Source organism: Microbacterium sp. NPDC091676 (genome assembly GCF_044756645.1).
In the GTDB taxonomy this organism is placed as follows: Bacteria; Actinomycetota; Actinomycetes; order Actinomycetales; family Microbacteriaceae; genus Microbacterium; species Microbacterium paraoxydans_D.
The window spans coordinates 838,398-863,276 of the sequence record NZ_JBIVTI010000001.1; the positions used below are offsets into that span (position 1 = coordinate 838,398).

Genomic DNA, 24,879 nt, shown 5'->3' on the forward strand with positions numbered 1-24,879 from the left:
CCTCAGAGGCTCTGCTCGGTGCGGTGCGCCAGCACGGTCAGTTCGACGCGGTTGCGCACGTGCAGCTTCGCGAACACGCGCCCGAGATGCACCTCGACCGTCCGGATCGACACCGACAGGCGCTCCGCGATCGCGCGGTTCCCCGTGCCTCCGACGGCGAGCATCGCGACCTCCAGTTCCCGCGACGTCAGACGCTGCGCCCAGGCGCTCCGGCAGCCGCGCAAGGCCTCCGTCCCGTCCGCTGCGCTCGCGGACGCCTCCAGCCGTTCCCGGCGTCGTCGGACGGCGCGCTCCCACGCCCGCGCTCCGGCGGCGTCGAACAGTCGCTCGGCCTGCGCGAGGTGCGTGCGCGCCGAGACCGTGTCTCCGTGCAGGCCGGACCGGACGGCGAGCAGCGCCTCGACCCGCCCTCGGGCGAACGGCGATCGCAGCCCGCGCGCCGCCAGGCGCAGCGCCTCCTGGTCGGTGCGCCACGCGCCGTCCGCAGACCCGGCGACGGCCCGTCGCAGCGCCGCAGCGAGGTCGCTCTCCGGCGGGCGCACGGGCACCGCCCGGCTTCCCGGGGGCGCCCCGAAGAGGACCTCGTCGACTCCCGGCACCGCGAACGGCGACTGCGGCGCCCCGCGGTCCCGCCACAGGCCCATGGCCCCGACAGCCGCTTCGAAGGAGCCGTCGAGGAACGCCTCGACGGCGCGGTCGACCAGCACGTCCACGGCGGCCGCGGGAGGCAGCACGTCGGTGAGAGCGCGCGCGATCGGGCCGAGGGCGCCGAGGACGGCGAGGTCGAGCCGTCGCGCGAGGACGACCCCGAGCCCGGCGAAGGGGACCGCGACCGGCAGCTCGACCGCCGCCCGGCGCAGCAGCTCCCTGGCGGGACCGATGTCGCCCCGCCAGACCAGGAGCAGCACCTCGGTGACGGCTCGATACGCCCGCGCCACCGGACTGTCCTCGAAGCCGCTGAACACCGGGTCGACCTCCCCCACTCCGGGAAGCGGCACGGTGCGCACCAGCCGCAGGGCCTCGTCGATGTCGCCCTCGCACGCCGCGTGCAGCGCCGACGACACCCCACCCCGCACCCCGACCCGACGGGACCCGTCCGGGTCCACGGCGTCGCCGACGAGCAGACCGCACAAGCTCGCGACCGCGCCTCCCAGAACGCCACCCTCCGCAGCGCGGGAGGTGGCCTCACGGACCTGGGCGAGCCATCGGCGCGTCCCGGCGTGGTCGGCACGCTCCGCGCACAGGACCGCGACGAGCGCCGCGGACCGTGCCCACGCCGTGGCGTCCGCCCCGGAACCCGGAGCGAGACGGCGGGGATCGACGGCGGGGACGACCCCGTGCCGAAGGGCACGGGCGGCGAGGTAGGGGCCGAGCGCCCGGGTCCGCCGGGACTCCGCGGCACCGGGGAAGAGCCCGCCCAGCCACGCCTCGGCCTCCGCGGCGTGACCGCACGCGAGCGCCGTGCAGCCGGCCACCAGTCGCGCCTCCTCGCCGAGCGCGCCGGTGGCGTGCGCCGCAGCCTCGCCGGCCAGGAGGAGCGCGCGCTCTGTGGCCCCCGCTGCGGCGGCGGCGCGCGCGGCGGCCGTCAACGCCACGGCCGACCGACGGTCCCGCGCGGCGCACGCCCGGGCGCGATGCCACGCCGCCGCGACCCGATCTCCGCGCGTGCCCGCGGCACGAGCCCATCGCCCCTGCACACACGCGATCTCCGTCGGCGACGCGGCCGCGTACACCTCCGCCGCCGTGCGCGGGTCGGTGAGTCGGATGGACCCGGCATGGATCGTCAGAAACGGCGCGGCGGCGCTCGCCCGTACGTCCTCCACGCTGCGCCCGACGGCCGCGAGGATCGGCTCCAGCTCCTCCTCGAGCGCCAGCACCACGGTGAGCAGCAGCAGCCGGTCCGCGGTCGGAAGTCCGGCGAGCCGGCCGGTGTCGGTCGCGGACGGCAGCGGCCAGGGCAAGCGACCGAAGCCGTGTCGCTGCTCGGGCGTCAGGCGGGCCGCCACCGCGAGGACGGCATCGGCATCCTCGGACAGCGCCGCGGCGAGCTGTGCCGCCACGTGCGGCGCGCAGAGCAGATCACGGTGCCGCAGCTCGTCGAGCAGCGGCTCGACGACGGCGGGCGCGACGAAGGGCCCCGCGGGCGTGCTGGTCGCCTGAATGTCGATCCCCCCAGATCCACCGGACGTCCCGCCGCGGACCCGAGGGTATCAGACGGGATCAGTCCTCGTCGTCGTCCGCACGGTAGGGGTCGGCCTCACCGGCGTGGGTGGCGGACGAGGCCAGCTTGGCCACCTCCGCGTCCCGCTCCTGCGCCTCACGCAGCAGAGCGGTGATGTGGTCGGCGTTCTCCGGCAGGGCGTCCGGGATGAACTCGAGCGTGGGGACGAGCCGGGTGCTGAGCTGTCGTCCGACCTCGCTGCGCAGCATGCCGGTCGCCGAGGTCAGCGCCGCACCGCTGGCGAGGCGCTCCTCTTCGGTGCCGAGCACCGTGTAGAACACGGAGGCGTGCTGCAGATCGCCGCTCACGCGGACGTCGGTGATGGTCACGAAGCCGAGACGCGGGTCGCGCAGCCCCTTCTCCAAGCGCTCGGCGAGGATCACACGGATGCGATCCGCGAGTCGGGCCTGTCGTTCACCAGCCATTGTTCCTTCTCCCACCTGTGTGCATCGCGGTTCCCAGCGAACCGTGGAAGCGGCTGCCCCCTCCCCCGTCATGGGAGGAGGAGGCAGCCGCCGGAGTCGACGGATCAGCCGCGCGGCTTCTCCACCATCTCGGTCGTCTCGATCTCGTCGCCGATCTGGATGTCGTTGTACTTGCCGAGGCCGATACCGGCTTCGTAGTCCGTCCGCACCTCGGTGACGTCGTCCTTGAAACGGCGCAGCGACTCGATGGCGAGGCCATCGGCGATGACGACGCCGTCGCGGATGACCCGAGCCTTGGCGTTGCGCGTGATCGTCCCCGACCGCACGATGACACCGGCGATGTTGCCGAACTTCGAGGAGCGGAACACCTCGCGGATCTCGGCCACACCCGACTGGACCTCTTCGTACTCCGGCTTGAGCATGCCCTTGAGCGAGCTCTCGATCTCGTCGATGGCGTTGTAGATGACGGAGTAGAAGCGGATGTCCACACCCTCACGCTGCGCGCGCTCGCGCGCCTTCGTGTCGGGACGGACGTTGAAGCCCACGATGATCGCGTTGTCGATCGTCGCCAGGTTCACGTCGGACTCGGTGATCGCACCGACACCGCGGTGGATGATGCGCAGCTGCACCGAATCGTCGACCTCGATCTTGAGGAGCGACTCCTCCAGCGCCTCGACGGCACCGGAGACGTCACCCTTGATGATGAGGTTGAGCGACTCGACCTTGCCCTCTTCGAGAGCACGGGTGAAGTCCTCGAGCGAGATGCGCTTGCGGGCCTTGGCCAGCTGGGCGTTGCGCTCGACGGCTTCGCGCTTCTCCGCGATCTGACGGGCCATGCGGTCTTCCTCGGTGACGATGAAGACGTCGCCGGCGCGCGGCACGGAGTTGAGACCCTGCACCTGGACCGGACGGGACGGCGCAGCCGCCTCGACGATCTCGCCGTTCTCGTCGATCATCGCGCGGACGCGGCCGTAGGCGGTGCCCGCCACGATCGCGTCGCCGACGCGGAGGGTTCCGGACTGGATCAGCACCGTCGCGACCGAACCGCGGCCCTTGTCGAGCTTCGCCTCGATGGCGACACCACGAGCGGCCTTGTTCGGGTTGGCGGTGAGGTCGAGACCGGCATCCGCGGTGAGCAGCACCGCGTCCAGGAGCTCCTGGATACCGGTGTTGGCACGAGCCGACACGTCGACGAACATCACGTCGCCGCCGTACTCCTCGGCCACCAGACCGTACTCGGTGAGCTGCTGACGCACCTTGGCCGGGTTGGCCTCGGGCTTGTCGACCTTGTTCACCGCGACCACGATCGGCACGTTCGCCGCCTGGGCGTGGTTCAGCGCCTCGACCGTCTGCGGCATGATGCCGTCGTCGGCCGCGACCACGAGGATCGCGAGGTCGGTGACCTGCGCACCACGGGCACGCATGGCGGTGAACGCCTCGTGACCAGGGGTGTCGATGAACGTGATCGCCCGCTCGATGCCGTCGTGCTCGGTCCAGACCTGGTAGGCACCGATGTGCTGGGTGATGCCGCCGGCCTCACCCTCGATGACGTTGGTCTGACGGATCGCGTCGAGGAGGCGCGTCTTACCGTGGTCGACGTGACCCATGACGGTGACGACCGGGGGACGGATCTCGAGGTCGTCCTCGCTCTCCTCCTCCAGCTCCTTCTCGAGGTCGAGACCGAAGCCCTCGAGGAGCTCCTTGTCCTCGTCCTCGGGCGAGACCATCTGGACCTTGTAGCCCAGCTCCTCGCCGAGGACCTCGAACGTGGCCTCATCCAGCGACTCGGTGGCCGTGGCCATCTCGCCGAGGTTGAAGAGGATCGTGACGAGGGTGCCCGGCTGCACCGTGTAGCCGGTCAGGGCCTCGATCTTGTCGGCGAAGTCCGCGATGGACGCGCCGCGACGCATGCGGATGATCTCCCCGTTGCCGCGGGTGACGTTGACGCCACCGACGACCGGGGCGCTCCGCATCTCGAACTCTTGCCGCTTCGCCCGCCGCGACTTGCGCTGCTTGCTCTTGCCGCCGCCCTTGCCGAAGGCACCAGCGGTACCACCGCCGGGACCACGGCCACGGCCTCCGCCGCCGCCGGGACGACCGGCGAAGCCACCACCGGGACGGGGGCCCGCACCGGGACCGCCACCGCCGCCGGGACGACCGGGGCCGCCCGTGCGCTGCTGGAACGGAGCACCGGGACGACCGCCCTGACCACCGCGGGGCGCGCCGGGTCGCGGCGAGCCGGGACGCGGGGCACCCGGGCGCGGAGCACCGGGGCGGGGCGCCTGCGGGCGCGGGATATTGCCGGGGGTCGGCCGCTGGCCCATCCCCTGCGCCGAGGCGAAGGGGTTGTTGCCGGGACGAGGACCGGCGGGACGCTGGCCCATGCCCTGCGCGGACGAGAACGGGTTGTTGCCGGGGCGGGGCGCGCCGGGCTTCGGCGCGTTGCCGTCACCGGAGGTCGGTGCGGCCGGCGCCGGAGCGGACGGCTTCGCGGGCGCCGACGGTGCCGGAGCCTTCTCCGCCTCGGGGGCGGGCGCCGGTGCCGGAGCGGCCGGGGCCGCGGGTCCCGGCTTGGGGCCGGGCTTCGGGCCAGGGGTCGGCCCCGAGGACTTGGGTGCCGGCTTGGCCGCCGGCTTCGCCGCAGCGGGCTCGGACCCGGCCTTGAGCGACGGGTCGGCCTCGATCGCGGCGCGCAGCTTGCGCGCCACCGGGGGCTCGACCGTCGATGACGGGCTCTTCACGAACTCGCCGAGTTCCTTGAGCTTCGCAAGAGCGACCTTGCTGTCGACGCCGAGTTCGGCGGCGATCTCATGTACGCGTGGTTTACCAGCCACAATTCTCCTGTCTGGGTCGGTCTGCCCAGACAGGGCAGACCACTAGTCGCGGACGGGTCTCATTTCGAGCCGTTCACTTTGTTTCCATAGCTGTTCAGCCTTTGTTTCTTGGTGGGTGCTGTTCGAAGGTCCGTGTGTCCAGCTGAGTGGTCACACGCAGTGCTCTTCCGAAAGCTCGACGCCGCAGAGCGGCTTCCATGCACTCGGGTGTCGGATGCACCCACGCGCCGCGCCCCGGCAGGACAGCACGCTCATCGGGGATGAGGGTGTCGTTCTGGGCAACCACCCTGAGCAGAGTGGAGCGGGGAGCACGCGTGCGGCAACCGACGCACGTTCGTACGGGTTCCATCTTACACCTGCGTTCCGTCCGTCCTCGCCGCCGCCGGGCGTGGCGGCGAGGACGGACAGGGATCAGTCGAGGACGCTGTCCGGCTGGATGTCGATCTTCGCCCCCGTGAGCTTGGCGGCCAGACGCGCGTTCTGACCCTCCTTGCCGATGGCGAGCGACAGCTGGTAGTCCGGCACGAGGGCGCGGACGGCCTTGGTGCTCGCGTCGAGGACGAACGAGCTCGTGACCTTCGCGGGCGACAGCGCGTGCGCCACGAACGTCGGCAGGTCGGCGTCGTAGTCGACGATGTCGATCTTCTCCCCCGCCAGCTCCTCCGTGACAGCGCGGACGCGGCGCCCCATCTCGCCGATGCACGCGCCCTTGGCGTTGATCGACGGGTCATTGGCCTTCACCGCGATCTTGGTGCGGTGGCCCGCCTCCCGGGCGAGCGCGACGATCTCGACGAGCCCGGCGGCGATCTCCGGCACCTCGAGTGCGAAGAGCTTGCGGACCAGGCCCGGGTGCGTGCGCGAGACGGTGATCTGCGGGCCCTTGAGCCCCTTGGCGACGCTGGTGACGTAGACGCGCAGTCGGGATCCGTGGGAGTACTCCTCGCCGGGCACCTGCTCCTCGGGAGGGAGGATCGCCTCGACGGAGCCGAGGTCGACGTGGATCATGCGCGGGTTCGGCCCCTGCTGGATCACGCCGGCGACGATGTCGCCCTCCTTGCCCTTGAACTCGCCGAGGACGGCGTCGTCGGCGATGTCCCGGAGGCGCTGGCTGATGACCTGCTTCGCGGCGAAGGCGGCGATGCGCCCGAAGTCGTCCGGGGTCGTCTCCTCCTCGCCGATGATCGCGCCCTCGTCGTCGCGGACGACCTGGAGGACGGCGACGTGGCCGGTCTTGCGGTCGAGGTGCACGCGGACGCCCTCGGGCGTCGCCCCGTCGGGCGAGACGTGCTTGGAGTACGCGGTCAGGATCGCCTGCTCGATGATCGCGACGAGCTCGTCGAACGGGATCGCCTTCTCCTTCTCGATCCCTCGCAGCAGACTCAGTTCGATGTCCATGACGGCCTCCCTATTCAGCTCTCGTCGCGCCCGAATGCACGCGCGACATCCGTACAACGATACCGTGTGCCGCGCTGCCGGGCCATCCGGGCCCCGCGGGCCCAGGCACGCGCGCGACAGCAGGCTCTCTGCGCGCGAGCAGCCTGCTTCCGCGCGGGCGCCTGTTCCGGCGGACGACCCGGCGCCGGGTCAGCCCCGCGGCGCGGACGGGAGCGCGTTGAGGGCGCCGATGAGGCGGAAGAGGTTGCCCACCTGACGCTGATCCAGGTGCAGGGCGAGGCGCGGGAGGTCGAGCCGGTCGTCGTCGGCCACCTCGGGGGAACGCGGAGCCGTCCGTTCGATCCGCCCCGTGGACAGAAGCGTCGCGAAGGCGGTGTTGAGCTCCTCGATCTCGGCATCCGTCGGCTCCGCCTTGAGTCGCAGCACGAGCGTGTCCCCCACCCACCGCAGCGAGTCGTAGTTGCGCCAGAACCCGGTGATCTCGGCGCGGGCCTCCTCGACCGAGTCGGTGATGACGACGCGATCGAAGTCCCCGGGGGAGATCACCCCCATCGGTGCGAGGTGCTCGTCGACGAAGCGCCGCATGCCCTGCCAGAACGACCCGCCCTTCTCGTCGAGCAGCACGATCGGCGTCGGCTCGGCCTTGCCGGTCTGCTGCAGGGTGAGCAGCTCGAACATCTCGTCGAGGGTCCCGAACCCGCCGGGCAGGCAGATGAAGCCGCTGGATTCCTTGATGAGCATGAGCTTGCGGGTGAAGAAGTACTTCATCGCGACGACCTGATCGCTTCCCGCGACCAGGCTGTTCGCCTTCTCCTCGAAGGGGAGCCGGATGGAGACGCCGAGCGACAGCGCCGGACCCGCGCCCTCGGCCGCCGCCTGCATGATCCCGGGACCGGCGCCCGTCACCACCATCCAGCCGTCGTTCGCGAGCGCCGCGGCGACATCGCGCGCCTGCAGGTACAGCGGGTCGTCGTGAAGCGTGCGCGCGGAGCCGAACACCGTCACCTTCGGCACCCCGCGGAACGGGGCGAAGAGGCGGAACGCGTCGCGCATCTCGGCCAGCGCGGCGGAGGCGATCTTGAGGTCGAGGCGGTCCGTGTCGTCCTCACCGAGCAGCAGGGCCGTGCGGAGCATGCGCATCACGAGGCGGCGGTCCGTGGACACCCCCGCTTCGTCCAGCACATGGTTGATCTCGTCGCTCAGAGCGGCCGGCAGTGGTTCCTCGGTCATGGTCCCAGCGTCCCACGCGGCATCCGGCCGACGGGACGCAACGCCGACGATCCCCGCCCCCGCGCTCCCCAGCACGGGCCCGGCGCGGTGTCAACGCCCGTGCCCGCCGGCGGCAGCGGAGGGACGATGGCGACATGACAGAGATCACCGGTCCCGACGCCCTCGCCCGCATCGCCGAGCTCGTGGAGGACATCGACTTCACCATGCTCACCACCACCGACCCGGACGGCCACCTCGTCAGCCGCCCGATGTCCACCAGGCAGATGGACGAGGCGGGGGCCATCTGGTTCTTCACCGCGGAGGACACGGAGAAGGTCGAGGAGGCCCGCCGTCACCACGACGTCGGTCTCGCGTACTGCGACGCCAAGGGCATGCGCTACGTGTCGGTCGCCGGCACCGCCGAGGTCGTCCATGACCGCGCGAAGATGGAGGAGCTCTACTCCCCCTCCCTCGACATCTGGTTCGAGGACGGGCTGGAGACCCCCGGCATCGCCCTGCTCAAGGTGACCCCGGTCGTCGCCGAGTTCTGGGAGCCGGCGAAGGGCAAGGTCGCGATGGCCGCCGGGGCGCTCAAGGCACTGGTGACCCGAGACACCCCGGACGACGACATCATGAACCACGGCCGCATCACCTGCTGAGCGGCCGGGCTCCGATTCAGCGCGCGGCGGAGACCCGTGCGACCGCGTCGGCGACCGAGACGGCCTCGCGCTCGCCCGTGCGGCGGTCCCAGAACTCCACCTGGCCGTCGGCGGCTCCCCGGCCGACGATCACGATCTTCGGGACGCCGACCAGCTCGGCGTCGCCAAACTTGACCCCCGGCGACACCTTCGGACGGTCGTCGTACAGCACGTCGAGCCCGGCGGCCTCGAGCTGTGCGGAGAGGTCCTCCGCGACGTCGAAGGCGACCTGGTCGCGCCCCGCGGCGACGACCTGCACGTCGAACGGGGCCACCGAGGCCGGCCAGATGAGGCCCTTGTCGTCGTTGTTGAGCTCGGCGATGATCGCCAGGATCCGCGTGACGCCGATGCCGTACGACCCCATGGTGACCGTGACGAGCTTGCCGTTCTCGTTGAGGACCTTGAGGCCGAGAGCCTCCGCGTACTTCCGTCCGAGCTGGAAGACATGACCGATCTCCATGCCGCGGGCGAGCTCGACCGGACCGGAGCCGTCGGGCGCGGGATCGCCGGCGCGCACGTTCGCGATCTCCACGATGCCGTCCGCCTCGAAGTCGCGCCCGGCGACGACGGAGTGCGCGTGCTTCTGGTCGATGTTCGCGCCGGTGACCCAGCTCGTGCCCTCGCTCACACGGGGGTCTACGAGGTAGCGGATGCCCGTGGCGGACTCCTCGCCAAGCACCGCACCCGTGGGCGACCAGGGACCGATGTAGCCCTTCACCAGGAGGGGGTTGTTCTCGAAGTCGTCCGCGGTGGCGGTCTCGACCTCCGCCGGCGCGAACGCCACCTCGGCGCGCTTCTCGTCCACCTCGCGGTCGCCGGGGATGCCGACGATCACGAGCTCACGGGTGCCGTCGAGGTGCTTCAGGGCGAGCACGACGTTCTTGAGCGTGTCGGCAGCGGTGTACTCGCCGTCGAGCTCGCGGTTGCAGTGCGCCACGAGCGTCTCGATGGTCGGGGTGTCGGGCGAGTCGAAGATCACGGGGGCGCCGTCGGCGTCGAACGGGACCGGAGCCGGGACGGGCGTGCTGAAGGCCTCGACGTTGGCCGCGTAGCCGCCGGCGCTGCGGACGAACGTGTCCTCGCCCACGGGGGTCGGGTGCAGGAACTCCTCGCTGCGCGAACCGCCCATGGCCCCCGCGTCGGCCTGCACGATCGCGTACTCGAGGCCCAGCCGCTGGAAGATGCGCTCGTACGCGTCCCGCTGCGCCTGGTAGCTCGCGTCCAGCCCCTCGTCGGAGGCGTCGAAGGAGTAGGCGTCCTTCATCGTGAACTCGCGGCCGCGGAGGAGCCCGGCGCGCGGCCGGGCCTCGTCGCGGTACTTGTCCTGGATCTGGAAGATCGTCAGCGGCAGGTCCTTGTACGACGAGTACAGGTCCTTCACGAGCAGCGTGAACGCCTCCTCGTGCGTCGGCGCCAGCAGGTAGTCCCCGCCCTTGCGGTCCTGGAGGCGGAAGAGCAGATCGCCGTACTCGTCCCAGCGCCCGGTGGCCTCGTACGCCTCCCGCGGCATCAGGGCGGGGAAGTGCACCTCCTGGGCACCGGCGGCGGCCATCTCCTCGCGGATGACGGTCTCGATCTTCGCCTTGACGCGCAGACCCAGCGGCAGCCACGCGAAGATGCCCGCGGCCTGCGGTCGGATGTACCCGGCGCGGATCAGCAGCTTGTGACTGGCGACCTCGGCACCGGCAGGATCTTCGCGGAGCGTACGGAGGAAGAAGTTCGAAAGACGAGTGACCACGGCTCAAGTGTAGTGAGCCGTGGTCACCCTCCTCGTCGCTAGTTGAGGGCCGGCAGCCCCTGGGGCACGACACCGCCGCCGTAGAGGCTCTCGGCCAGCTCCTGCAGCGCGGTCAACGCGACCCGCTGCGGCAGCGGGCCGTAGGAGATGCGGGCCACGCCGAGCTTCTCGTACTCGGAGGCGGCGAGCGCCCCGGGGATGCCGATCACGCTGACCTTGCGCTCGCCGATGCCCTCGACGAGTTGCCGCGTGACGTTCGCATCGAGGATGCCGGGGACGAACACCGCGGTGGCACCCGCATCGAGGAAGGCGCGACCACGCTGGATCGCATCCGCAATGCTCTGCTCCACGGGGCGCGACCCGGCACGCACGAACGCGTCGGTGCGGGCGTTGAGGGCGAACGGCACGCCCTCGGCCTCCGCAGCCTTCACGATGGCCTCGACGACGGCGACCGATTCGTCGAGCGGCTTGAGGCGGTCCTCGACGTTCGCGCCGACGATGCCGGCGGCGATCGCGAGGCGGGTGGTCTCCCCCGCATCGCCGTAGCCGTCGTCCAGGTCGGCCGTGACGGGGACGGACACGGCCGCCGCGATCCGGCCGACCATATCGATCATGACGTCGCGCGGGGTGTCTCCGTCGTCGTAGCCGAACGATGCGGCGATGCCGTGACCGGCGGTGGCGATCGCCGTCGTCTCCGGCAGCGCGGCGACGGCGCGTGCGGAGACGACGTCCCACACGTTCACCACACGGAGGATCTCCGGGGCGTCATAGAGTCCGACGAGGGTCTGGGCCTTGGCAGCAGTGGTCATGTCCCCACGCTAGCGGCCGATGTGGGCACGCGGGCCGGCTGCGGCGGATCGTCCCGGTGCTCGATCTAGGCTGGCGGCATGCCCCAGCGCCGCTCGCATGTCGCCCCTTCCGCCGCCCAGACCGAGCTCGCCGCGGCGCTCTCCGCCCTCCGGGAGAACCTGGACACACCGACAGCGTTTCCCGCCGACGTGCTCGCGGAGGCGGAAGCGGCCTCGGCGACGGTCCCGAGTCTCGACCTCACGGATGTCCCGTTCGCCACGCTCGATCCGGCGGGCGCCCGTGACCTCGACCAGGCCTTCCACCTCGAGCGGGACGGCGACGGCTATCGGGTGCGGTACGCCATCGCGGATGTACCGGGTTTCGTCACCCCGGGCGGTGCGGTGGATGCGGAGGCCCGCCGGCGCGGACAGACGCTGTACGCCGCGGACGGCACGATCCCGCTGCATCCGCCCGTGCTCAGCGAGGACCGTGCCTCGCTGCTCCCCGATGTCGACCGCCCCGCCCTGGTGTGGACGTTCACCCTGGACGCGGCGGGGAGCGTGACCGACTTCCGGCTGGAGCGCGCCCTCATCCGTTCCCGCGCCCAGCTCGACTACGCGTCCACCCAGGAGGCCCTGGACCGGGGCGACGGCGGCCACGCGGCCCTGCTGCCGGAGATCGGCGCCCTCTGCCTCGAACAGGAGCGCGGGCGCGGTGGCGCCAGCCTCAACGTCCCGGACGAGGAGGTCGTGCGTACCGACGACGGCTCCTATGCGATCGAGCGTCGGAGCCCGTTGCCCGTCGAGGAGTGGAATGCACAGCTCTCGCTCATGACCGGGATGGCGGCCGCGGTGCTCATGATCGACGCGGGCGTCGGCATCCTCCGCACGATGCCGGAACCCGACGAGGCGGCGTTCGCCGCCTTCCGTCACCAGACGGAGGCACTCGGGCGCCCGTGGACCGACGGCACCTACGGCGAGTACCTCCGGGGTCTCGACCGCTCCGACCCGATGACCCTCCCCGTGCTGGAAGCCGCCGCCTCGCTGTTCCGCGGCGCGGGGTACCTCGTGTTCGACGGGGAGCCGCCCGCCGACGCCGTGCAGGCCGCGATCGGCGCCCCGTACGCGCATGCGACCGCTCCCCTCCGGAGGCTCGTCGACCGCTGGGTCCTCGCGATCTGCCTCGCCGTGTCGACGGGACAGCCGGTGCCGGCGTGGGTGCGCTCCTCCCTCGGCGACCTCCCCGCGCTCATGCAGGACTCGGGCCGACGGGCGTCGCAGCTGGACGCGGACACCGTGAATCGGGTCGAGGCCGCCCTGCTCACGCCCCTGGTCGGGCAGACGGTCGACGCTACGGTCATCGAGCTCCGGGGCGAGCGGGCCGCCGTCCAGATCGCGGAGCCCGCGGTCGCCACGACCGCGCCGGTCACTCCAGACACGAAGCCCGGCGATGTGGTGCGGCTGCGCGTCGTCCGCGTGGACGTCGCGGCGGGCGAGATCGAGCTCGCCGTGTGACTCCGCCGGATCAGGCGAGGACGCCGGATCAGGCGCTTCCGGACACGACCGCCTGCGCTCGTGCGTTCGCCTGATCCTGCACAGCCATCAGCCCGAGGGGAGACGGTCGTCGGCGCCGGGAGCATGTCGGTGCCGGTCGGCATACTCGCTCCATGCCTTCCACGCCGGTCGAACCCGTGACGCGCCCACCGCTCGATCTCTTCGCGCTGGCCTCCTCCTTCGTGGAAGTCCCGGTGTCCTCGTGGCGCTCCGCCCCCTGGTGGTTCTTCCGCCTGTGCCTGGCGGTCTTCCTCTCCCTCGGAGCGGCCACTGCGTTCACGGTGGCGCCGGCTGCGACCGCGAACGACATGTCCCTCCGCATCGGCATCGGGATCGGATGCTCGATGGCGACCGTCATCCTGCTGGTCACGCTTCTGACCGCGAACGGCTACAGTCGCGTGACCCGGTTCGCCCGGAAGGCCCGGCACCGGATCAGTGCCGCGGTGCTGGGGCTGTCCGTCGCGTTCTCGCTGCTGCTGGCGATCGGAGCGGGTGCGGCGGCGCTGACACCGACGATCGGCCGGGACCCCCAGGTTCTCCTCCTGCTCGCCACGACCGCCGTGCTCGCCGCCTTCTGGGGATGGATGGCCCTGATGCTGACTCCCCCGGTCCTCTCTACGGCCCCGACCGCAGACCTGCATCGGGCAGGACGGGCCTACACGGCGATGACCGCAGCGGCAGTCATCCTCGTGGCGTACACGTGCTGGTTCCTGAGCCCCCAGCTCGAGATCGCCGGCTCCTTCTCCGTGGCCCTCGTCGCGGTGGCCGCCTGTCTCGCCTGGCGCAACCGCGCCCTCGCCGCGATGGAAGCACAGCGGCAGCGGATCCTGGCGATCCTCGACGACGGCATCACCGTCCGCACCGGCGATACGCATCGAGGCCTGCACGCGTCCAGCCTTCTCCCGCTGCAGAGCGCGGTGAGTGTGAGCCCGTTCGCCCCGAACTCCCTCCTGAGCACTCCGATGGCGGCAGCGTGGGAAGTGCAGATGATCCTCGCGTTCCTGGTGTGGGACTCCGGCGACGGTCCCTTCCCCGCAGACCTCGCGAAGCGGCGCGATCAGCTCGAGGTCTGGCAGCACCTCGGCTCAGAGGAGCGTGAACTCGCCATCCAGGGCTTCTTCCGCGCACTGCGCCGACGAATCGTCGCCTGAGCCGCCGGATACCCTGACGAGATGGATCAGGTCGAGCGCGTCGGGCGCTTCATCGCCGCGCGGTATCCGCGCGCTCGCATCGCGATCGTCGCCGGGAGCACGGCGCGGGGGCAGCGCACGCGCACGAGCGACATCGACCTCCTGCTCATCGACGATGACCTCTTCACCGATCGCGCCCAGCAGAGCGAAGCCCTCACCTGCGCGTTCGAGGGCGAGATCCTCGAGGTGTTCGCCTACACAGCCGAAGGGTTCGAGACATGGGCCCACCGCGGCATCGCACAGCATCGACCCGTCATCGTGCACATGCTCGTGGAGGGCGTGCCGGTGCGCTCCAGACCCGGGCTCGACGACCTGCGGGCCCGGTGGGGTGCGGTGCTCGCCGCCGGCCCCGTCCTGAGCGAGACGGAGTCGCGGATCCGGCGGTACGCGATCACCGACCTCCTCGACGACCTCCAGGACGCCACGGACCCTCTCGAGCAGCGCGTTGTCGCCGGCCTGCTGTTCGAGCGCATGGCCGAGCTGATGCTGCTGGCCGACGGGCAGTGGATCGGCTCCGGGAAGTGGCTCCCCCGACGTCTGCGCGCGTGGAGTCCTGCGCGCGCGGAGCAGCTCAGCGCTCCGCTGCTCGCCGGGGACTTCTCCGGCTTCGCGGCGCGGGTCGATGAGGAACTGATGGTGGCGGGTGGTCGGGTGCAGGCGGGGTACGTGCGCTGACCTCCTCGCGGGAACAGGCAGTCACGCGACAGCAGGCGACACCAGCCGCTGACGCCTGTCCTCGCGCGAACGCCTGAGGCGGGCGAGGGCTCAGGAGGCGGGAGTCGCGGTCGTCGTCATCACGAGGAGCTGGGGGTCGGACAGATCCAGGGTCACCGTGATGGCGGCGAACTCGGCGAGGGAACGCACGTGGGTGCCGCCGCAGAGGATCACGGCCTCACCCTCGGGGAGCGCGCAGTGCCAGCGCCGCCGGTCGACGATGGTCGGTCCGTCCACCTCGATGCGGCTCGCGGCAGCCGAGGCGACCCACGCGGCGAGCTGCGTGTTGATGCGGTGCTCGCGGTCGGACAGCGTCGCTGCGAACGTCTCGGTGTCGAAGCCTGCACGGCGCAGACTCTTGCCCAGGCGGTACTCGTCGACGGCACCGTCCTCGTGGATGCGGCTGGACTGGTTCGCCCGTCCCTCGAAGTCCGGGTTCCCCAGCGCATCCTCGCCCGGGTCCTTGCGCCAGAGGTCCGCGACGGCGAGATCCAGGGCGAGGGAGGCGAGGTGGCACGCGGTGTGCCCGCGGCTGAGGCCGGCGCGCTGCGCCTCGTCGACGGCGAGGGACACGCGAGCACCCTCCGCGAGCCAGGCGGGCGCGGCGCCATCGAGCCGGTGACCCACCAGCCAGGTCCATCCCTCCGTTCCACGCTTGACGGGGATGGCACCTCCCACCGCGACATCGCCGTCGTCCGACACCGCCGCCATGAGCGCCTCGGCCACGCGGACGGTTCCGCCCTCGCCGGACAGCACACCGGCATCGCCGGGCTGGTCGGGCCAGGTGTGGTCCACCGGATGGAACGGGGTGGCATCGACGGCGACCACCGTCCCGTCGGCGTCGTCGGCCACGCGGGTCACGACGGCGTCTCCGCGGAGGCTGCCGTCGGGGAAGGTGACGATCGTGGGCGTGGTCATGGGGCTCCTCGGAGAGACGACGGAACGATGGTGCCGATCAGGCACGGGGCGTCAGTGCGACGGCGGGATCGTGAAGCTGGCGAGCCGGTCGCCGTCGACGACGAAGATCCCGTCCGACTCCCCGTTGAAGACGCGGCTGCTCCACCCGAAGCGGATCCGCGTCGTGTCGCCGTCCGTGGCGGCGGAGAGCACGGTCATCCGCGCGCCGGCGCCGATCGCATCGCTGTCCGCCCAGCCGCGCACGCCGTCGGCGCCGGCTTTCACGGTGCCCCAGTCGCTCACGAAGCCGTCCGGCGTGAAGGCGGCGACGAAGGCATCGGTGTCGGCGGTGTTGATCGCATCGATCATCGCCTGGACCGGCGCGGGCAGGAGGAAGTCGGGCATGGCGCTCCTCGGGTCAGGCGGTGACGACCTGGGCGGTGCCGAGCGGAGCGTCCGGTCCCATCTCGGCGGCGATGCGGTTCGCCTCCTCGATGAGGGTGGCGACAATGTCGGCCTCCGGAACGGTCTTGATGACCTCTCCCTTGACGAAGATCTGTCCCTTGCCGTTGCCGGACGCGACGCCGAGATCGGCCTCGCGCGCCTCGCCGGGACCGTTCACGACGCAGCCCATGACCGCGACGCGCAGCGGCACCGTCATCTCCTTGAGCCCCTCGGTGACATCCTCGGCGAGCGTGTAGACGTCCACCTGGGCGCGACCGCACGACGGGCACGAGACGATCTCGAGCTTGCGCTCGCGCAGGTTGAGGGACTGCAGGATCTGGTGACCGACCTTGACCTCCTCGGCCGGCGGGGCGGACAGGGACACACGGATGGTGTCGCCGATGCCCTCCCCCAGAAGGATGCCGAAGGCGGTCGCGCTCTTGATCGTGCCCTGGAAGGCCGGTCCCGCCTCGGTCACGCCGAGGTGCAGCGGCCAGTCGCCCCGCTCGGCGAGCTGACGGTAGGCCTTGACCATGACGACCGGGTCGTTGTGCTTGACCGAGATCTTGAAGTCGTGGAAGTCGTGCTCCTCGAACAGCGAGGCCTCCCAGACCGCACTCTCGACGAGGGCCTCCGGCGTGGCCTTGCCGTACTTCTCGAGCAGGCGACGGTCGAGCGAGCCCGCGTTCACGCCGATGCGGAGCGAGACGCCCGCGTCCTTGGCGGCCTTCGCGATCTCGCCGACCTGGTCGTCGAACTTGCGGATGTTGCCCGGGTTCACGCGCACGGCCGCACAGCCGGCGTCGATCGCCTGGAAGACGTACTTGGGCTGGAAGTGGATGTCGGCGATGACCGGGATCTGGCTCTTCTTCGCGATGATGTGCAGCACGTCGGCGTCGTCCTGCGAGGGCACGGCGACCCGGACGATCTCGCAGCCGGAGGCGGTGAGCTCCGCGATCTGCTGCAGCGTCCCGTTGATGTCGGTGGTCTTCGTCGTCGTCATCGACTGCACGCTGACGGGCGCATCGCCGCCGACGAGCACCTTGCCCACCTTGATCTGACGGGACTTGCGACGCGGGGCGAGGACTTCGGGGACCTTCGGCATCCCAAGATTCACTGCTGGCACGATCCCAGCCTACGCCGCCAGGATGCGGAAGGGCTGGATGCGGCGGGTGTGGTAGTTTCGCCCCATGATCGCGCACATCACCTGGTGGCCCGCCTCCTAGGCGGTGTGTTCGCGTTCCCTCGAATCCAGACCGCCTCCGGGGCGGTCTTTTCGTTGCGCCGAGCCGGAGCCCTCGCACAGGAGACATCGATGACCCTCTCTCGCCTCGACGAGCTCAGCGCCGATCCCACCGCGTCCTTCGTGCTGATCGCCCGGGACGGCGCGGACACCGTGGAGCTGCTCACCGGCGACGTGACCGACGTCGAGCTGCTCGCCGACATCCCGCTGACCATCGACGGAGAGCCGCGGGAGGTGTTCGCGCTCGTCCCGTATCGACAGGTCCGCGAGCGCGGCTTCGTGGCTCAGGACGACGGCGCTCCGCTGCGCTGTCTCGTCGTCGCGGAGCACCTCCACCTGCCGACCGCCGCCGTGCTCGACGCGCTCCCCTCGTCTCCTGTCCCCCTGCGTGACGAGGGCTTCGACATCGCCGACGAGGAGTACGCCGCGATCGTGGAGACGGTGATCGCCGAGGAGATCGGCCGCGGCGAAGGCGCGAACTTCGTCATCCGCCGGGACTTCACCGCGACCGTCGACGCCGATGAGCGCACCGCGGCGCTCACCTGGTTCCGAGCGCTCCTCACCCACGAGCGCGGGGCCTACTGGACGTTCGCGGTCGTCACCCCCGGTCACATCGCGGTCGGCGCGAGCCCCGAGGCGCATGTCGTGGCCCGCGGTGGCGTCGTCACCATGAACCCCATCTCCGGCACCTTCCGGCATCCGGCGGGCGGCGCGACGAAGGAGACGCTCACCGACTTCCTCACGTCGACCAAGGAGACCGAGGAGCTGTTCATGGTCGTCGACGAGGAGCTCAAGATGATGAGCGCCGTCTGCGCCGACGGCGGACGCATCACGGGCCCGCACCTGAAGGAGATGTCGCGGCTGACGCACACGGAGTACATGCTGCGCGGCCGGAGCGGGCTGGACCCGCGGGACATCCTCCGCGAGACGATGTTCGCCCCGACCGTCACCGGCTCCCCCATGCAGAACGCCTGCGCCGTGATCCGGCGGCACGAGCGCAAGCCCCGGGGCTACTACTCGGGGGTGGCCGCGCTGTTCACCCCCCACGACGACGGCGGTCACGACCTCGACGCCCCGATCCTCATCCGCACGGTGTACCTGCAGGACGGCGCGCTGAGCGTGCCCGTCGGCGCCACCCTCGTCCGGCACTCGGACCCGCACGGCGAGGTCTCCGAGACGCACGGCAAGGCGGCCGGGGTCCTGGGAGCCATCGGCGCGATCGACCGGGACCGCGTGGCCGAGGCGCGGAGCGACGCCGACGCCCCCGATGAGCCCCGGCGTCTCGCCGACGACCCGGACGTCGCCGCGCTGCTCTCCTCACGCAACGCCCGCCTCGCCGAGTTCTGGCTGAACCCGCAGGGCGAGGACTTCACGGGTCCGTTCTCCGGTCGCTCCGCCCTCGTCGTCGACGCCGAGGACCGCTTCACGACGATGCTCGCGCACCAGCTGCGCCATCTCGGGCTCGACGTGACGATCACCTCCTGGGATGCGGTGGACGACGACGCGGTCGAGACGGCCGATCTCGTCGTCGCCGGCCCCGGTCCGGGAGACCCGCGCGACGGCACGAGCCCGCGCATCGCCCGGATGCGCGAGGTCGTGGCGGCCCGCCTGCAGGCGCAGTCGCCGTTGCTCGCGGTGTGCCTGAGCCACCAGATCCTGGCGGACCGGATGGGGATCGCGCTGACGCCTCTCGACGCTCCGCATCAGGGACTGCAGAAGGCCGTGCCGGTGTTCGGCGAGGACGCCTCGATCGGGTTCTACAACACCTTCACGGCACGGGTCGACCCGGGAGTGACGTCGGTGGGCGCGGCCGAGGTCTCCGCCGATCCGGTGACCGGAGACGTCTACGCGCTGCGCGGCGACGGCTTCGCATCGGTCCAGGGCCACCTCGAATCGATCCTGTCCCGCGACGGCATCCGCACGCTGGAGCGCCTGGCGGCGCACGCCCTGGCCTGAGGCCGGGCTCCCGACCGCTCAGCCCAGCAGCTTCACCGGGTTGAACAGGTCGGCCACGAGCAGGAGCGCGCCCATCGCGATCAGCAGCGTCGCGACGACGACGGTCAGCGGCACGAGCTTGGTGGCGTCGACCGGCGCCGGCGGCGGCCGCCGGAAGAGCTTCGCCCACACCCGCTTGACCCCCTCCCACAGCGCGACGACGATGTGCCCACCATCGAGCGGCAGCAGCGGGATGAGGTTGAAGACGAAGAGCGCGACGTTGAGCGAGCCGAGAAGGCCGAGCAGCACGGCGAAGCGATCCAGCACCGGAGCGTCCGTCGCGGCCACCTCGCCCGCGAGGCGCCCGACGCCGACGACGCTCAGCGGTCCGTTCGGGTCGCGTTCGCCACCCGTCACCAGCGAGACCCCGACATCCCACAGCCGCACCGGCAGGGTGACGATCAGCGAGCCGACCCGCGCGACGGTGTCCGCCGCCAGGTCCGGGCCGCCGGTCAGCGGCTGCTGCACGTAGCCCATCTGCGCGATCATCCCCGCATAGCCGACCTCCTTCACGACGGGCTCGCCGTCGTCGTCGAGCACCGGCCGCCCGCTCGCATCGGTGATGGTGCGCTCCGCGGCGATGGGTGTGAGGGTCAGCGTCCGCTCGGTGCCGTCGCGGCGCACCACGAGGGCAAGGGGCTCGCCCGGTGAGGCCTGGACGATGGCGGTGGCCTCGGCGAAGGTCGACACCGGCTTCCCGTCGATCGACACGAGGACGTCGCCGGGCTGCACATCGGCCGCCGCGGCGGGAGACTCCGGATCGTCGGCCCCGCACTCGGTCGCCGTCGACGATGCGGGGACCACGCACTCGTTCACCGCCGCGACCGTCGTGGTGCCCTGCTGCACACCGATCCCGCTGACGAGGACGGTGAAGATGACCACCGCCAGCACGAGATTCATGAGCGGCCCGCCGAGCATCACGATCACGCGCTTCCACACCGGCAGCTTGTAGAAGACCCGGTCCTCGGCGCCCTCCGCGATCGTCTCGTCGTTGGCCGAGCGCGCGTCCTGGATGAGCGTGCGGAACGCCCCGGACGCCGGCCCGCTGTCCTTCGACGACGGATACATGCCCGACATCGAGATGAAACCGCCCAGGGGCAGCAACTTGAAGCCGTACTCCGTCTCCCCGATCCGCTTCGACCACAGGCGCGGCCCGAAGCCGATCATGTACTGGCCGACGCGCACGCCGAAGAGCTTCGCGGGGACGAGGTGGCCGACCTCGTGCAGACCGATCGAGAGGCCGAGGCCGATCAGCATGAACACGATGCCGCCCAGATAGAGCAGGAATTCCACGAGCCCACGCTACTGCCCGCCGCCTAGGAATCCGCCCGGCTCGCGCAGCGTCGCTAGGCTGGCACGATGACGTCCCGGCAGCTGCGCTTCCTCCGCGCCGCCGCCGTGTCCGCGATCGCCACGCTCCTCGCGGCCGTCTCGCACACGCTCGCCGGCGGGGCCGCCCCGCACCCGCTGCTCATTACCGCCGTCGCGGCGCTCTTCGTGCCCCTCTGCGCCGCCGTGGTCGGCCGTCGATCGTCGCGTGCACGAGTCGCGGTGGCCGTGATCCTGGCGCAGGGCGCGTTCCACCTGCTCTTCCAGCTCCTGGGCGCCCCCACCGCCGGAGACGCCCCCGGCCTCGGCGCCCACTCCCACCACCTCGACCTGAGCGCACTCGGCCCGCTGTCTCCGGTCCCAGGGCCGGGAGCGCTGATGCTGTCGGCCCACCTCGTCGCCGCCCTGCTGACGACGGTGCTGCTGTGGCATGGCGAGAGCGTGCTGCGCACGATCGCCCGCTGGTTCCTGGCCGCTCTCCGACGCGGGACGGCACCCGCCACCACGCCTCCGGCGCCACCGCGTCCGCTGCGCTCCGCCCTCCTCCCTCCGCTCGACGTCGCGACGACCGCCGTGGTCTCGCGACGCGGTCCTCCGGTGCTCGTCGGCGGCTGAGCCGCCCCTCGATCCGGCCGTCCCCGGTCGACGGCCCTTCCTTCCGGGCTGCGCTGTTCCGGCGCGCCCGCACACGAGCATCTGGAGACCCCATGTCGAACACCACCATCCGTCCCCGTCGTCCGCGCCGCACCCTCCTCGGAGCCACCGGCATCATCGGTGGACTCGCCCTCGCCCTCGCCGTCCCCGCGATGGCCGGGGCGCACGTCAGCGTCAGCCCCGACGAGCTCGCCGCGGGCGACCACGGCGTGCTGACCTTCTCGTTCTCGCACGGCTGCGGCACCTCGCCCACCACGGCCCTGCGCATCACCATGCCGGACGGTCTCGCCTCGGTCGCCCCGACGCTCGACGGCGACTGGACGATCCAGGTCGAGCGCGGCGACGACGGTCTCGTGAGCGCCGTCACGTACACCGCCCTCACCCCGGTGCCGACCGACCTGCGCGGCGCCGTGAGCATGTCGGTCGGCCTGGACGAGGACACGCCCGAGACGCTCGCCTTCCCGGTGGTCCAGCAGTGCGTGGACGGCGCGACCGAGTGGACGCAGCTCGCCGAGAAGGGGGAGGACGCGCACGACCTCGACTCCCCGGCGCCTGTCGTGACGGTCACGGACGGCGCCGCGGACGGTCACGGCACGAGCGCCGCCCCGCAGCCCGCGACGGCGGACGACGGCGACGACGCGCTGGGCATCGCCCTGGGTGCCGGCGGCCTCCTCGCCGGCATCGCGGCGCTTGTGGTCGCGGTGCTCGCCTTCCGCCGCCGCGCCTGACCCCCAGGTCCGCCGCGCCCGACTCCGGCGCGCGGCGGACCGACCCGCCCGAGCCGACACCGCCGTCGTGAGAACATGGAGACGACATGTCGATGGAACAACAGCCGACCCTGCCCCCCGTGCTCCGCCCGGCGAACCCGCCCCGGCGCGAGCTGTCCGAACTCGCCTCCCTGTTCGCCCGCTCCGTGCGTGGCGACGTGGAGGGCGTCGCTCTCAGTGGCATCACCCTCGCCACGGCGGACCTGCGTCCCGGCGAGGCGTTCGTCGCGATCCGCGGCGTGAACCGCCATGGCGCGGACTTCGCGAAGACCGCCGCCGAGAAGGGAGCGGTCGCGGTGATCACGGACCAGGCGGGTGCCGACATCGCCGCCGACGCCGGCCTCCCGATCCTCATCGTCGACGACCCCCGCGGCGTGCTCGGCGCGCTGAGCGCCTGGGTGTACGGCACGGGCGCGGAGGATCCGCTCCCCCTCCTGTTCGCGACCACCGGGACGAACGGCAAGACGAGCGTCTCCCACCTCCTCGAGGGCATCCTCGACCAGATGGGCGTCGTCACCGGCCTCTCCTCCACCGCCGAACGGCACATCGCGGGTGAGGTCATCGTCTCGCGGCTCACCACCCCCGAGGCCTCCGAGATGCACGCCCTCCTCGCGCTCATGCGGGAGCGCGAGGTCGAGGCCGTCGCGGTCGAGGTCAGCGCCCAGGCCCTGTCCCGGCACCGCGTCGACGGCATCCGGTTCGACGTCGCGGGGTTCACCAACCTCAGCCACGACCACCTCGACGACTACGCGGACATGGAGGAGTACTTCGAGGCGAAGCTGCCGCTCTTCCGCCCCGACCGTGCCGTGCGCGGCGTCGTCTGCCTCGACTCCTCCTCCGGCGCCCTGGTCGTCGAACGCTCCGAGATCCCCGTCGTCACCGTCGGGACCCCTTCCATCGCCGCCGACGCGGATCAGGCATCGCGAGCGGACTGGGTGGTCGTCATCGACGACGAGCGGACGACCGGCACGACGTTCACGATGACCGGACCGGCCGGCACGCTCACCACGACGGTCCCGGTGATCGGTCCGCACATGGCCGCGAACGCGGCGCTCGCGATCGTCATGCTTCTCGAGGGCGGCTATGCGTGGGAGCGGATCGTCGGCGCCCTGCAGCGCGACGGCGGCATCCGGGCCTACCTGCCCGGTCGCACGCAGCTCGTCTCGGGAGAGCGAGGACCCGCCGTCTTCGTCGACTTCGGCCACTCGCCCGACGCCTTCGAGAAGACCCTGGCGGCCGTGCGGCGGGTGACCCCCGGCAAGGTGCTCATGCTCTTCGGGGCCGACGGAGACCGGGACGCCAGCAAGCGCTTCGACATGGCCCGCACCGCGGTGGAGGGCAGCGACATCCTTGTCGTGACCGATCACCACCCGCGGTTCGAGGACCCGGCGTCGATCCGCGCGACGCTCGTCGAGGGCGCACGTCGCGCCCGTCCCGACGCCGAGATCCACGAGTACTCCCCGCCGGAGGCCGCGATCGTGGCTGCTGTCGGACTCGTCGGCGACGGCGACGCGATCCTCTGGGCCGGCCCCGGGCACCAGGACTACCGCGACATCCGCGGGGTGCGGACGCCGTACTCGGCCCGCGAGCTCTCCCGGCGTGCACTGAAGGCCGCCGGATGGCCGGTGCCGGAGCCGCGCTGGCCCGTGCCGTACCCGGACGAGGACTGAGGCCGCGCCGCGTCAGGCGGCGGCGATGAGCTGGTCGGCCTTCCGACGCGCCCAGTCCTCCGCCGCTGCGAGCGACTCCACGGTCAGCGCATCCGGCGCGTCGTGCGCGTCCACGACGCGCTGGACGGTGTCGACGATGCCGAGGAACGGCAGGCGTCCCTCGTGGAACGCGTCCACGGCCTGCTCGTTGGCGGCGTTGTAGACCGCGGGGAAGGTGCCTCCGGCACGCCCGACGGCCTTCGCGAGCGCCACCGCGGGGAAGGCGATGTCGTCGAGCGGCTCGAACGTCCACGAGGTGGCGGAGGTCCAGTCCAGGGGCCGGCCCACCCCACCCACCCGGTGCGGCCAGTCCAGGCCGAGCGAGATCGGCAGCCGCATGTCCGGCGGCGAGGCCTGGGCGATGGTGGATCCGTCGATGAACTCCACCATGGAGTGCACGATCGACTGGGGGTGCACGACGACGTCGATGTCGTCGTAGGGCACATCGAACAGCAGATGCGCCTCGATCACCTCGAGACCCTTGTTGACCAGCGTGGCGGAGTTCGTGGTGACCGTGCGCCCCATGTTCCACGTCGGGTGCGCGAGCGCTTCCTGGGGCGTGACGGCGGTGAGCTCGTCGCGCGACTTCCCGCGGAAGGGTCCGCCCGAGGCCGTGACCACCAGCCGCCGGATCTCGTCGTGCGTACCGGAGCGCAGGGCCTGCGCGAGAGCGGAGTGCTCGGAGTCCACCGGCACGATCTGACCGGGAGCGGCCGCGGCGAGCACGAGATCACCGCCGACGATCAGCGACTCCTTGTTCGCCAGCGCGAGCGTCCGCCCCTCCTCCAGCGCAGCCAGCGTCGAGCCGAGACCGATCGAACCGGTGATGGCGTTCAGCACCACATCGGCCTCGACGTCGCGGACCAGCTGCTCCGCCTCCGCCGCCCCGAGAGCGGTGTGCTCCACCTGGAACTGCGCCGCCTGCTCGGCCACCATCGAGGCGTTCGACCCCGCGGCGAGGCCGACGAGCTCGAAGCGTCGAGGATTGGCGCGGATCACATCCAGCGCCTGGGTGCCGATGGAACCGGTGGAGCCGAGGATGATGACGCGACGCATGACGCCAGCCTAGGACACG

General features: G+C 71.6%; 21 protein-coding genes. 8 read left to right on the forward strand and 13 right to left on the reverse strand.

Features of this window, described 5'->3' with window-relative positions; translation table 11 throughout:
* Positions 1-2: 2 nt before the first annotated feature.
* The 6 genes from ACIQID_RS04290 to ACIQID_RS04315 all read right to left on the reverse strand — a co-directional run bounded on the left by ACIQID_RS04290 (position 3) and on the right by ACIQID_RS04315 (position 8,105).
* Positions 3-2,060 carry a LuxR C-terminal-related transcriptional regulator gene (locus tag ACIQID_RS04290; RefSeq protein WP_400282284.1) on the reverse strand — a complete coding sequence of 686 codons (2,058 nt, stop codon included), beginning with the start codon at positions 2,058-2,060 and terminating at the stop codon, positions 3-5.
* A gap of 160 nt (positions 2,061-2,220) precedes the next feature.
* A complete protein-coding gene (rbfA, locus tag ACIQID_RS04295; protein ID WP_187663847.1) occupies positions 2,221-2,646 on the reverse strand; it encodes a 30S ribosome-binding factor RbfA in 426 nt (141 codons plus the stop codon).
* Positions 2,647-2,750: 104 nt separating this feature from the next.
* On the reverse strand, positions 2,751-5,480 hold the full coding sequence (gene infB, locus ACIQID_RS04300) for a translation initiation factor IF-2 (protein ID WP_400282289.1): 2,730 nt from the start codon (positions 5,478-5,480) through the stop codon (positions 2,751-2,753).
* Between the two features lie 94 nt (positions 5,481-5,574).
* Positions 5,575-5,829, reverse strand: coding sequence for a YlxR family protein (locus ACIQID_RS04305; protein ID WP_083391685.1), 255 nt, complete (start codon positions 5,827-5,829; stop codon positions 5,575-5,577).
* Positions 5,830-5,891: 62 nt separating this feature from the next.
* Entirely contained in the window at positions 5,892-6,875 is a 984-nt protein-coding gene (nusA, locus tag ACIQID_RS04310; protein WP_312672935.1) for a transcription termination factor NusA, read from the reverse strand.
* A gap of 189 nt (positions 6,876-7,064) precedes the next feature.
* The gene (locus ACIQID_RS04315) at positions 7,065-8,105 is read right to left on the reverse strand and encodes a TIGR00730 family Rossman fold protein (RefSeq protein ID WP_312672936.1); all 1,041 of its coding nucleotides are present in this window, start codon (positions 8,103-8,105) and stop codon (positions 7,065-7,067) included.
* Positions 8,106-8,239: 134 nt separating this feature from the next.
* Here ACIQID_RS04315 and ACIQID_RS04320 point away from each other — a divergent pair, with 134 nt between their 5' ends.
* Entirely contained in the window at positions 8,240-8,743 is a 504-nt protein-coding gene (locus tag ACIQID_RS04320) for a pyridoxamine 5'-phosphate oxidase family protein (RefSeq protein WP_331202683.1), read from the forward strand.
* 16 nt (positions 8,744-8,759) lie between these two features.
* Here the strand turns inward: ACIQID_RS04320 and ACIQID_RS04325 are convergent, their stop codons facing one another.
* The gene (locus ACIQID_RS04325; protein ID WP_400282295.1) at positions 8,760-10,520 is read right to left on the reverse strand and encodes a proline--tRNA ligase; all 1,761 of its coding nucleotides are present in this window, start codon (positions 10,518-10,520) and stop codon (positions 8,760-8,762) included.
* Between the two features lie 38 nt (positions 10,521-10,558).
* Complete coding sequence (locus ACIQID_RS04330; protein ID WP_400282298.1) at positions 10,559-11,329, reverse strand: isocitrate lyase/phosphoenolpyruvate mutase family protein; 771 nt, start codon at positions 11,327-11,329, stop codon at positions 10,559-10,561.
* 78 nt (positions 11,330-11,407) lie between these two features.
* On the opposite strand from ACIQID_RS04330, the gene ACIQID_RS04335 reads away from it, so the two are divergent.
* The 3 genes from ACIQID_RS04335 (at position 11,408) to ACIQID_RS04345 (ending at position 14,727) form a co-directional block, all read left to right on the forward strand.
* Entirely contained in the window at positions 11,408-12,823 is a 1,416-nt protein-coding gene (locus tag ACIQID_RS04335; RefSeq protein ID WP_400282301.1) for a ribonuclease catalytic domain-containing protein, read from the forward strand.
* Between the two features lie 152 nt (positions 12,824-12,975).
* Positions 12,976-14,013 carry a hypothetical protein gene (locus tag ACIQID_RS04340; protein WP_312672943.1) on the forward strand — a complete coding sequence of 346 codons (1,038 nt, stop codon included), beginning with the start codon at positions 12,976-12,978 and terminating at the stop codon, positions 14,011-14,013.
* Between the two features lie 21 nt (positions 14,014-14,034).
* Entirely contained in the window at positions 14,035-14,727 is a 693-nt protein-coding gene (locus ACIQID_RS04345) for a nucleotidyltransferase domain-containing protein (RefSeq protein WP_312672944.1), read from the forward strand.
* 90 nt (positions 14,728-14,817) lie between these two features.
* Here the strand turns inward: ACIQID_RS04345 and ACIQID_RS04350 are convergent, their stop codons facing one another.
* From ACIQID_RS04350 to ispG, 3 genes are read right to left on the reverse strand one after another with little or no spacing between them, the layout of a single operon-like run.
* Complete coding sequence (locus ACIQID_RS04350) at positions 14,818-15,684, reverse strand: hypothetical protein (protein WP_400282305.1); 867 nt, start codon at positions 15,682-15,684, stop codon at positions 14,818-14,820.
* 51 nt (positions 15,685-15,735) lie between these two features.
* Positions 15,736-16,068: a nuclear transport factor 2 family protein gene (locus ACIQID_RS04355; RefSeq protein ID WP_331202676.1), complete on the reverse strand. Its 333-nt coding sequence runs from the start codon at positions 16,066-16,068 to the stop codon at positions 15,736-15,738.
* A gap of 13 nt (positions 16,069-16,081) precedes the next feature.
* On the reverse strand, positions 16,082-17,212 hold the full coding sequence (ispG, locus tag ACIQID_RS04360; protein WP_025103167.1) for a flavodoxin-dependent (E)-4-hydroxy-3-methylbut-2-enyl-diphosphate synthase: 1,131 nt from the start codon (positions 17,210-17,212) through the stop codon (positions 16,082-16,084).
* Between the two features lie 210 nt (positions 17,213-17,422).
* Between ispG and ACIQID_RS04365 the strand changes: the two genes are divergently transcribed.
* Entirely contained in the window at positions 17,423-19,306 is a 1,884-nt protein-coding gene (locus tag ACIQID_RS04365) for a chorismate-binding protein (RefSeq protein ID WP_400282309.1), read from the forward strand.
* An 18-nt stretch (positions 19,307-19,324) separates the two neighbouring features.
* Here ACIQID_RS04365 and ACIQID_RS04370 read toward each other — a convergent pair whose 3' ends face one another.
* On the reverse strand, positions 19,325-20,638 hold the full coding sequence (locus ACIQID_RS04370; protein WP_400282312.1) for a M50 family metallopeptidase: 1,314 nt from the start codon (positions 20,636-20,638) through the stop codon (positions 19,325-19,327).
* 66 nt (positions 20,639-20,704) lie between these two features.
* Between ACIQID_RS04370 and ACIQID_RS04375 the strand changes: the two genes are divergently transcribed.
* From ACIQID_RS04375 to ACIQID_RS04385, 3 genes are all read left to right on the forward strand, one after another.
* Positions 20,705-21,289 carry a hypothetical protein gene (locus ACIQID_RS04375; RefSeq protein ID WP_400282315.1) on the forward strand — a complete coding sequence of 195 codons (585 nt, stop codon included), beginning with the start codon at positions 20,705-20,707 and terminating at the stop codon, positions 21,287-21,289.
* 92 nt (positions 21,290-21,381) lie between these two features.
* Positions 21,382-22,056 (forward strand): YcnI family protein, encoded by a 675-nt coding sequence (locus ACIQID_RS04380; RefSeq protein ID WP_400282318.1) that lies wholly within the window; start codon positions 21,382-21,384, stop codon positions 22,054-22,056.
* A gap of 92 nt (positions 22,057-22,148) precedes the next feature.
* Positions 22,149-23,765: a UDP-N-acetylmuramoyl-L-alanyl-D-glutamate--2,6-diaminopimelate ligase gene (locus tag ACIQID_RS04385; protein ID WP_312675029.1), complete on the forward strand. Its 1,617-nt coding sequence runs from the start codon at positions 22,149-22,151 to the stop codon at positions 23,763-23,765.
* A gap of 12 nt (positions 23,766-23,777) precedes the next feature.
* Here ACIQID_RS04385 and dxr read toward each other — a convergent pair whose 3' ends face one another.
* The gene (gene dxr, locus ACIQID_RS04390; RefSeq protein ID WP_312672951.1) at positions 23,778-24,860 is read right to left on the reverse strand and encodes a 1-deoxy-D-xylulose-5-phosphate reductoisomerase; all 1,083 of its coding nucleotides are present in this window, start codon (positions 24,858-24,860) and stop codon (positions 23,778-23,780) included.
* Between the last annotated feature and the right edge of the window lie 19 nt (positions 24,861-24,879).

Bases quoted from the DNA above. Each gene is read 5' to 3' on its own strand.
- ACIQID_RS04320 (WP_331202683.1), top strand. From the start codon at position 8,240: ATGACAGAGATCACCGGTCCCGACGCCCTCGCCCGCATCGCCGAGCTC.
- rbfA (WP_187663847.1), bottom strand. From the start codon at position 2,646: ATGGCTGGTGAACGACAGGCCCGACTCGCGGATCGCATCCGTGTGATC.
- ACIQID_RS04385 (WP_312675029.1), top strand. From the start codon at position 22,149: ATGGAACAACAGCCGACCCTGCCCCCCGTGCTCCGCCCGGCGAACCCG.
- ACIQID_RS04340 (WP_312672943.1), top strand. From the start codon at position 12,976: ATGCCTTCCACGCCGGTCGAACCCGTGACGCGCCCACCGCTCGATCTC.
- ACIQID_RS04345 (WP_312672944.1), top strand. From the start codon at position 14,035: ATGGATCAGGTCGAGCGCGTCGGGCGCTTCATCGCCGCGCGGTATCCG.
- dxr (WP_312672951.1), bottom strand. From the start codon at position 24,860: ATGCGTCGCGTCATCATCCTCGGCTCCACCGGTTCCATCGGCACCCAG.
- ACIQID_RS04305 (WP_083391685.1), bottom strand. From the start codon at position 5,829: ATGGAACCCGTACGAACGTGCGTCGGTTGCCGCACGCGTGCTCCCCGC.
- ACIQID_RS04335 (WP_400282301.1), top strand. From the start codon at position 11,408: ATGCCCCAGCGCCGCTCGCATGTCGCCCCTTCCGCCGCCCAGACCGAG.
- ACIQID_RS04330 (WP_400282298.1), bottom strand. From the start codon at position 11,329: ATGACCACTGCTGCCAAGGCCCAGACCCTCGTCGGACTCTATGACGCC.
- ACIQID_RS04355 (WP_331202676.1), bottom strand. From the start codon at position 16,068: ATGCCCGACTTCCTCCTGCCCGCGCCGGTCCAGGCGATGATCGATGCG.
- ACIQID_RS04350 (WP_400282305.1), bottom strand. From the start codon at position 15,684: ATGACCACGCCCACGATCGTCACCTTCCCCGACGGCAGCCTCCGCGGA.
- nusA (WP_312672935.1), bottom strand. From the start codon at position 6,875: ATGGACATCGAACTGAGTCTGCTGCGAGGGATCGAGAAGGAGAAGGCG.
- ACIQID_RS04380 (WP_400282318.1), top strand. From the start codon at position 21,382: ATGTCGAACACCACCATCCGTCCCCGTCGTCCGCGCCGCACCCTCCTC.
- ACIQID_RS04365 (WP_400282309.1), top strand. From the start codon at position 17,423: ATGACCCTCTCTCGCCTCGACGAGCTCAGCGCCGATCCCACCGCGTCC.
- ACIQID_RS04375 (WP_400282315.1), top strand. From the start codon at position 20,705: ATGACGTCCCGGCAGCTGCGCTTCCTCCGCGCCGCCGCCGTGTCCGCG.
- ACIQID_RS04315 (WP_312672936.1), bottom strand. From the start codon at position 8,105: ATGACCGAGGAACCACTGCCGGCCGCTCTGAGCGACGAGATCAACCAT.
- ispG (WP_025103167.1), bottom strand. From the start codon at position 17,212: ATGCCGAAGGTCCCCGAAGTCCTCGCCCCGCGTCGCAAGTCCCGTCAG.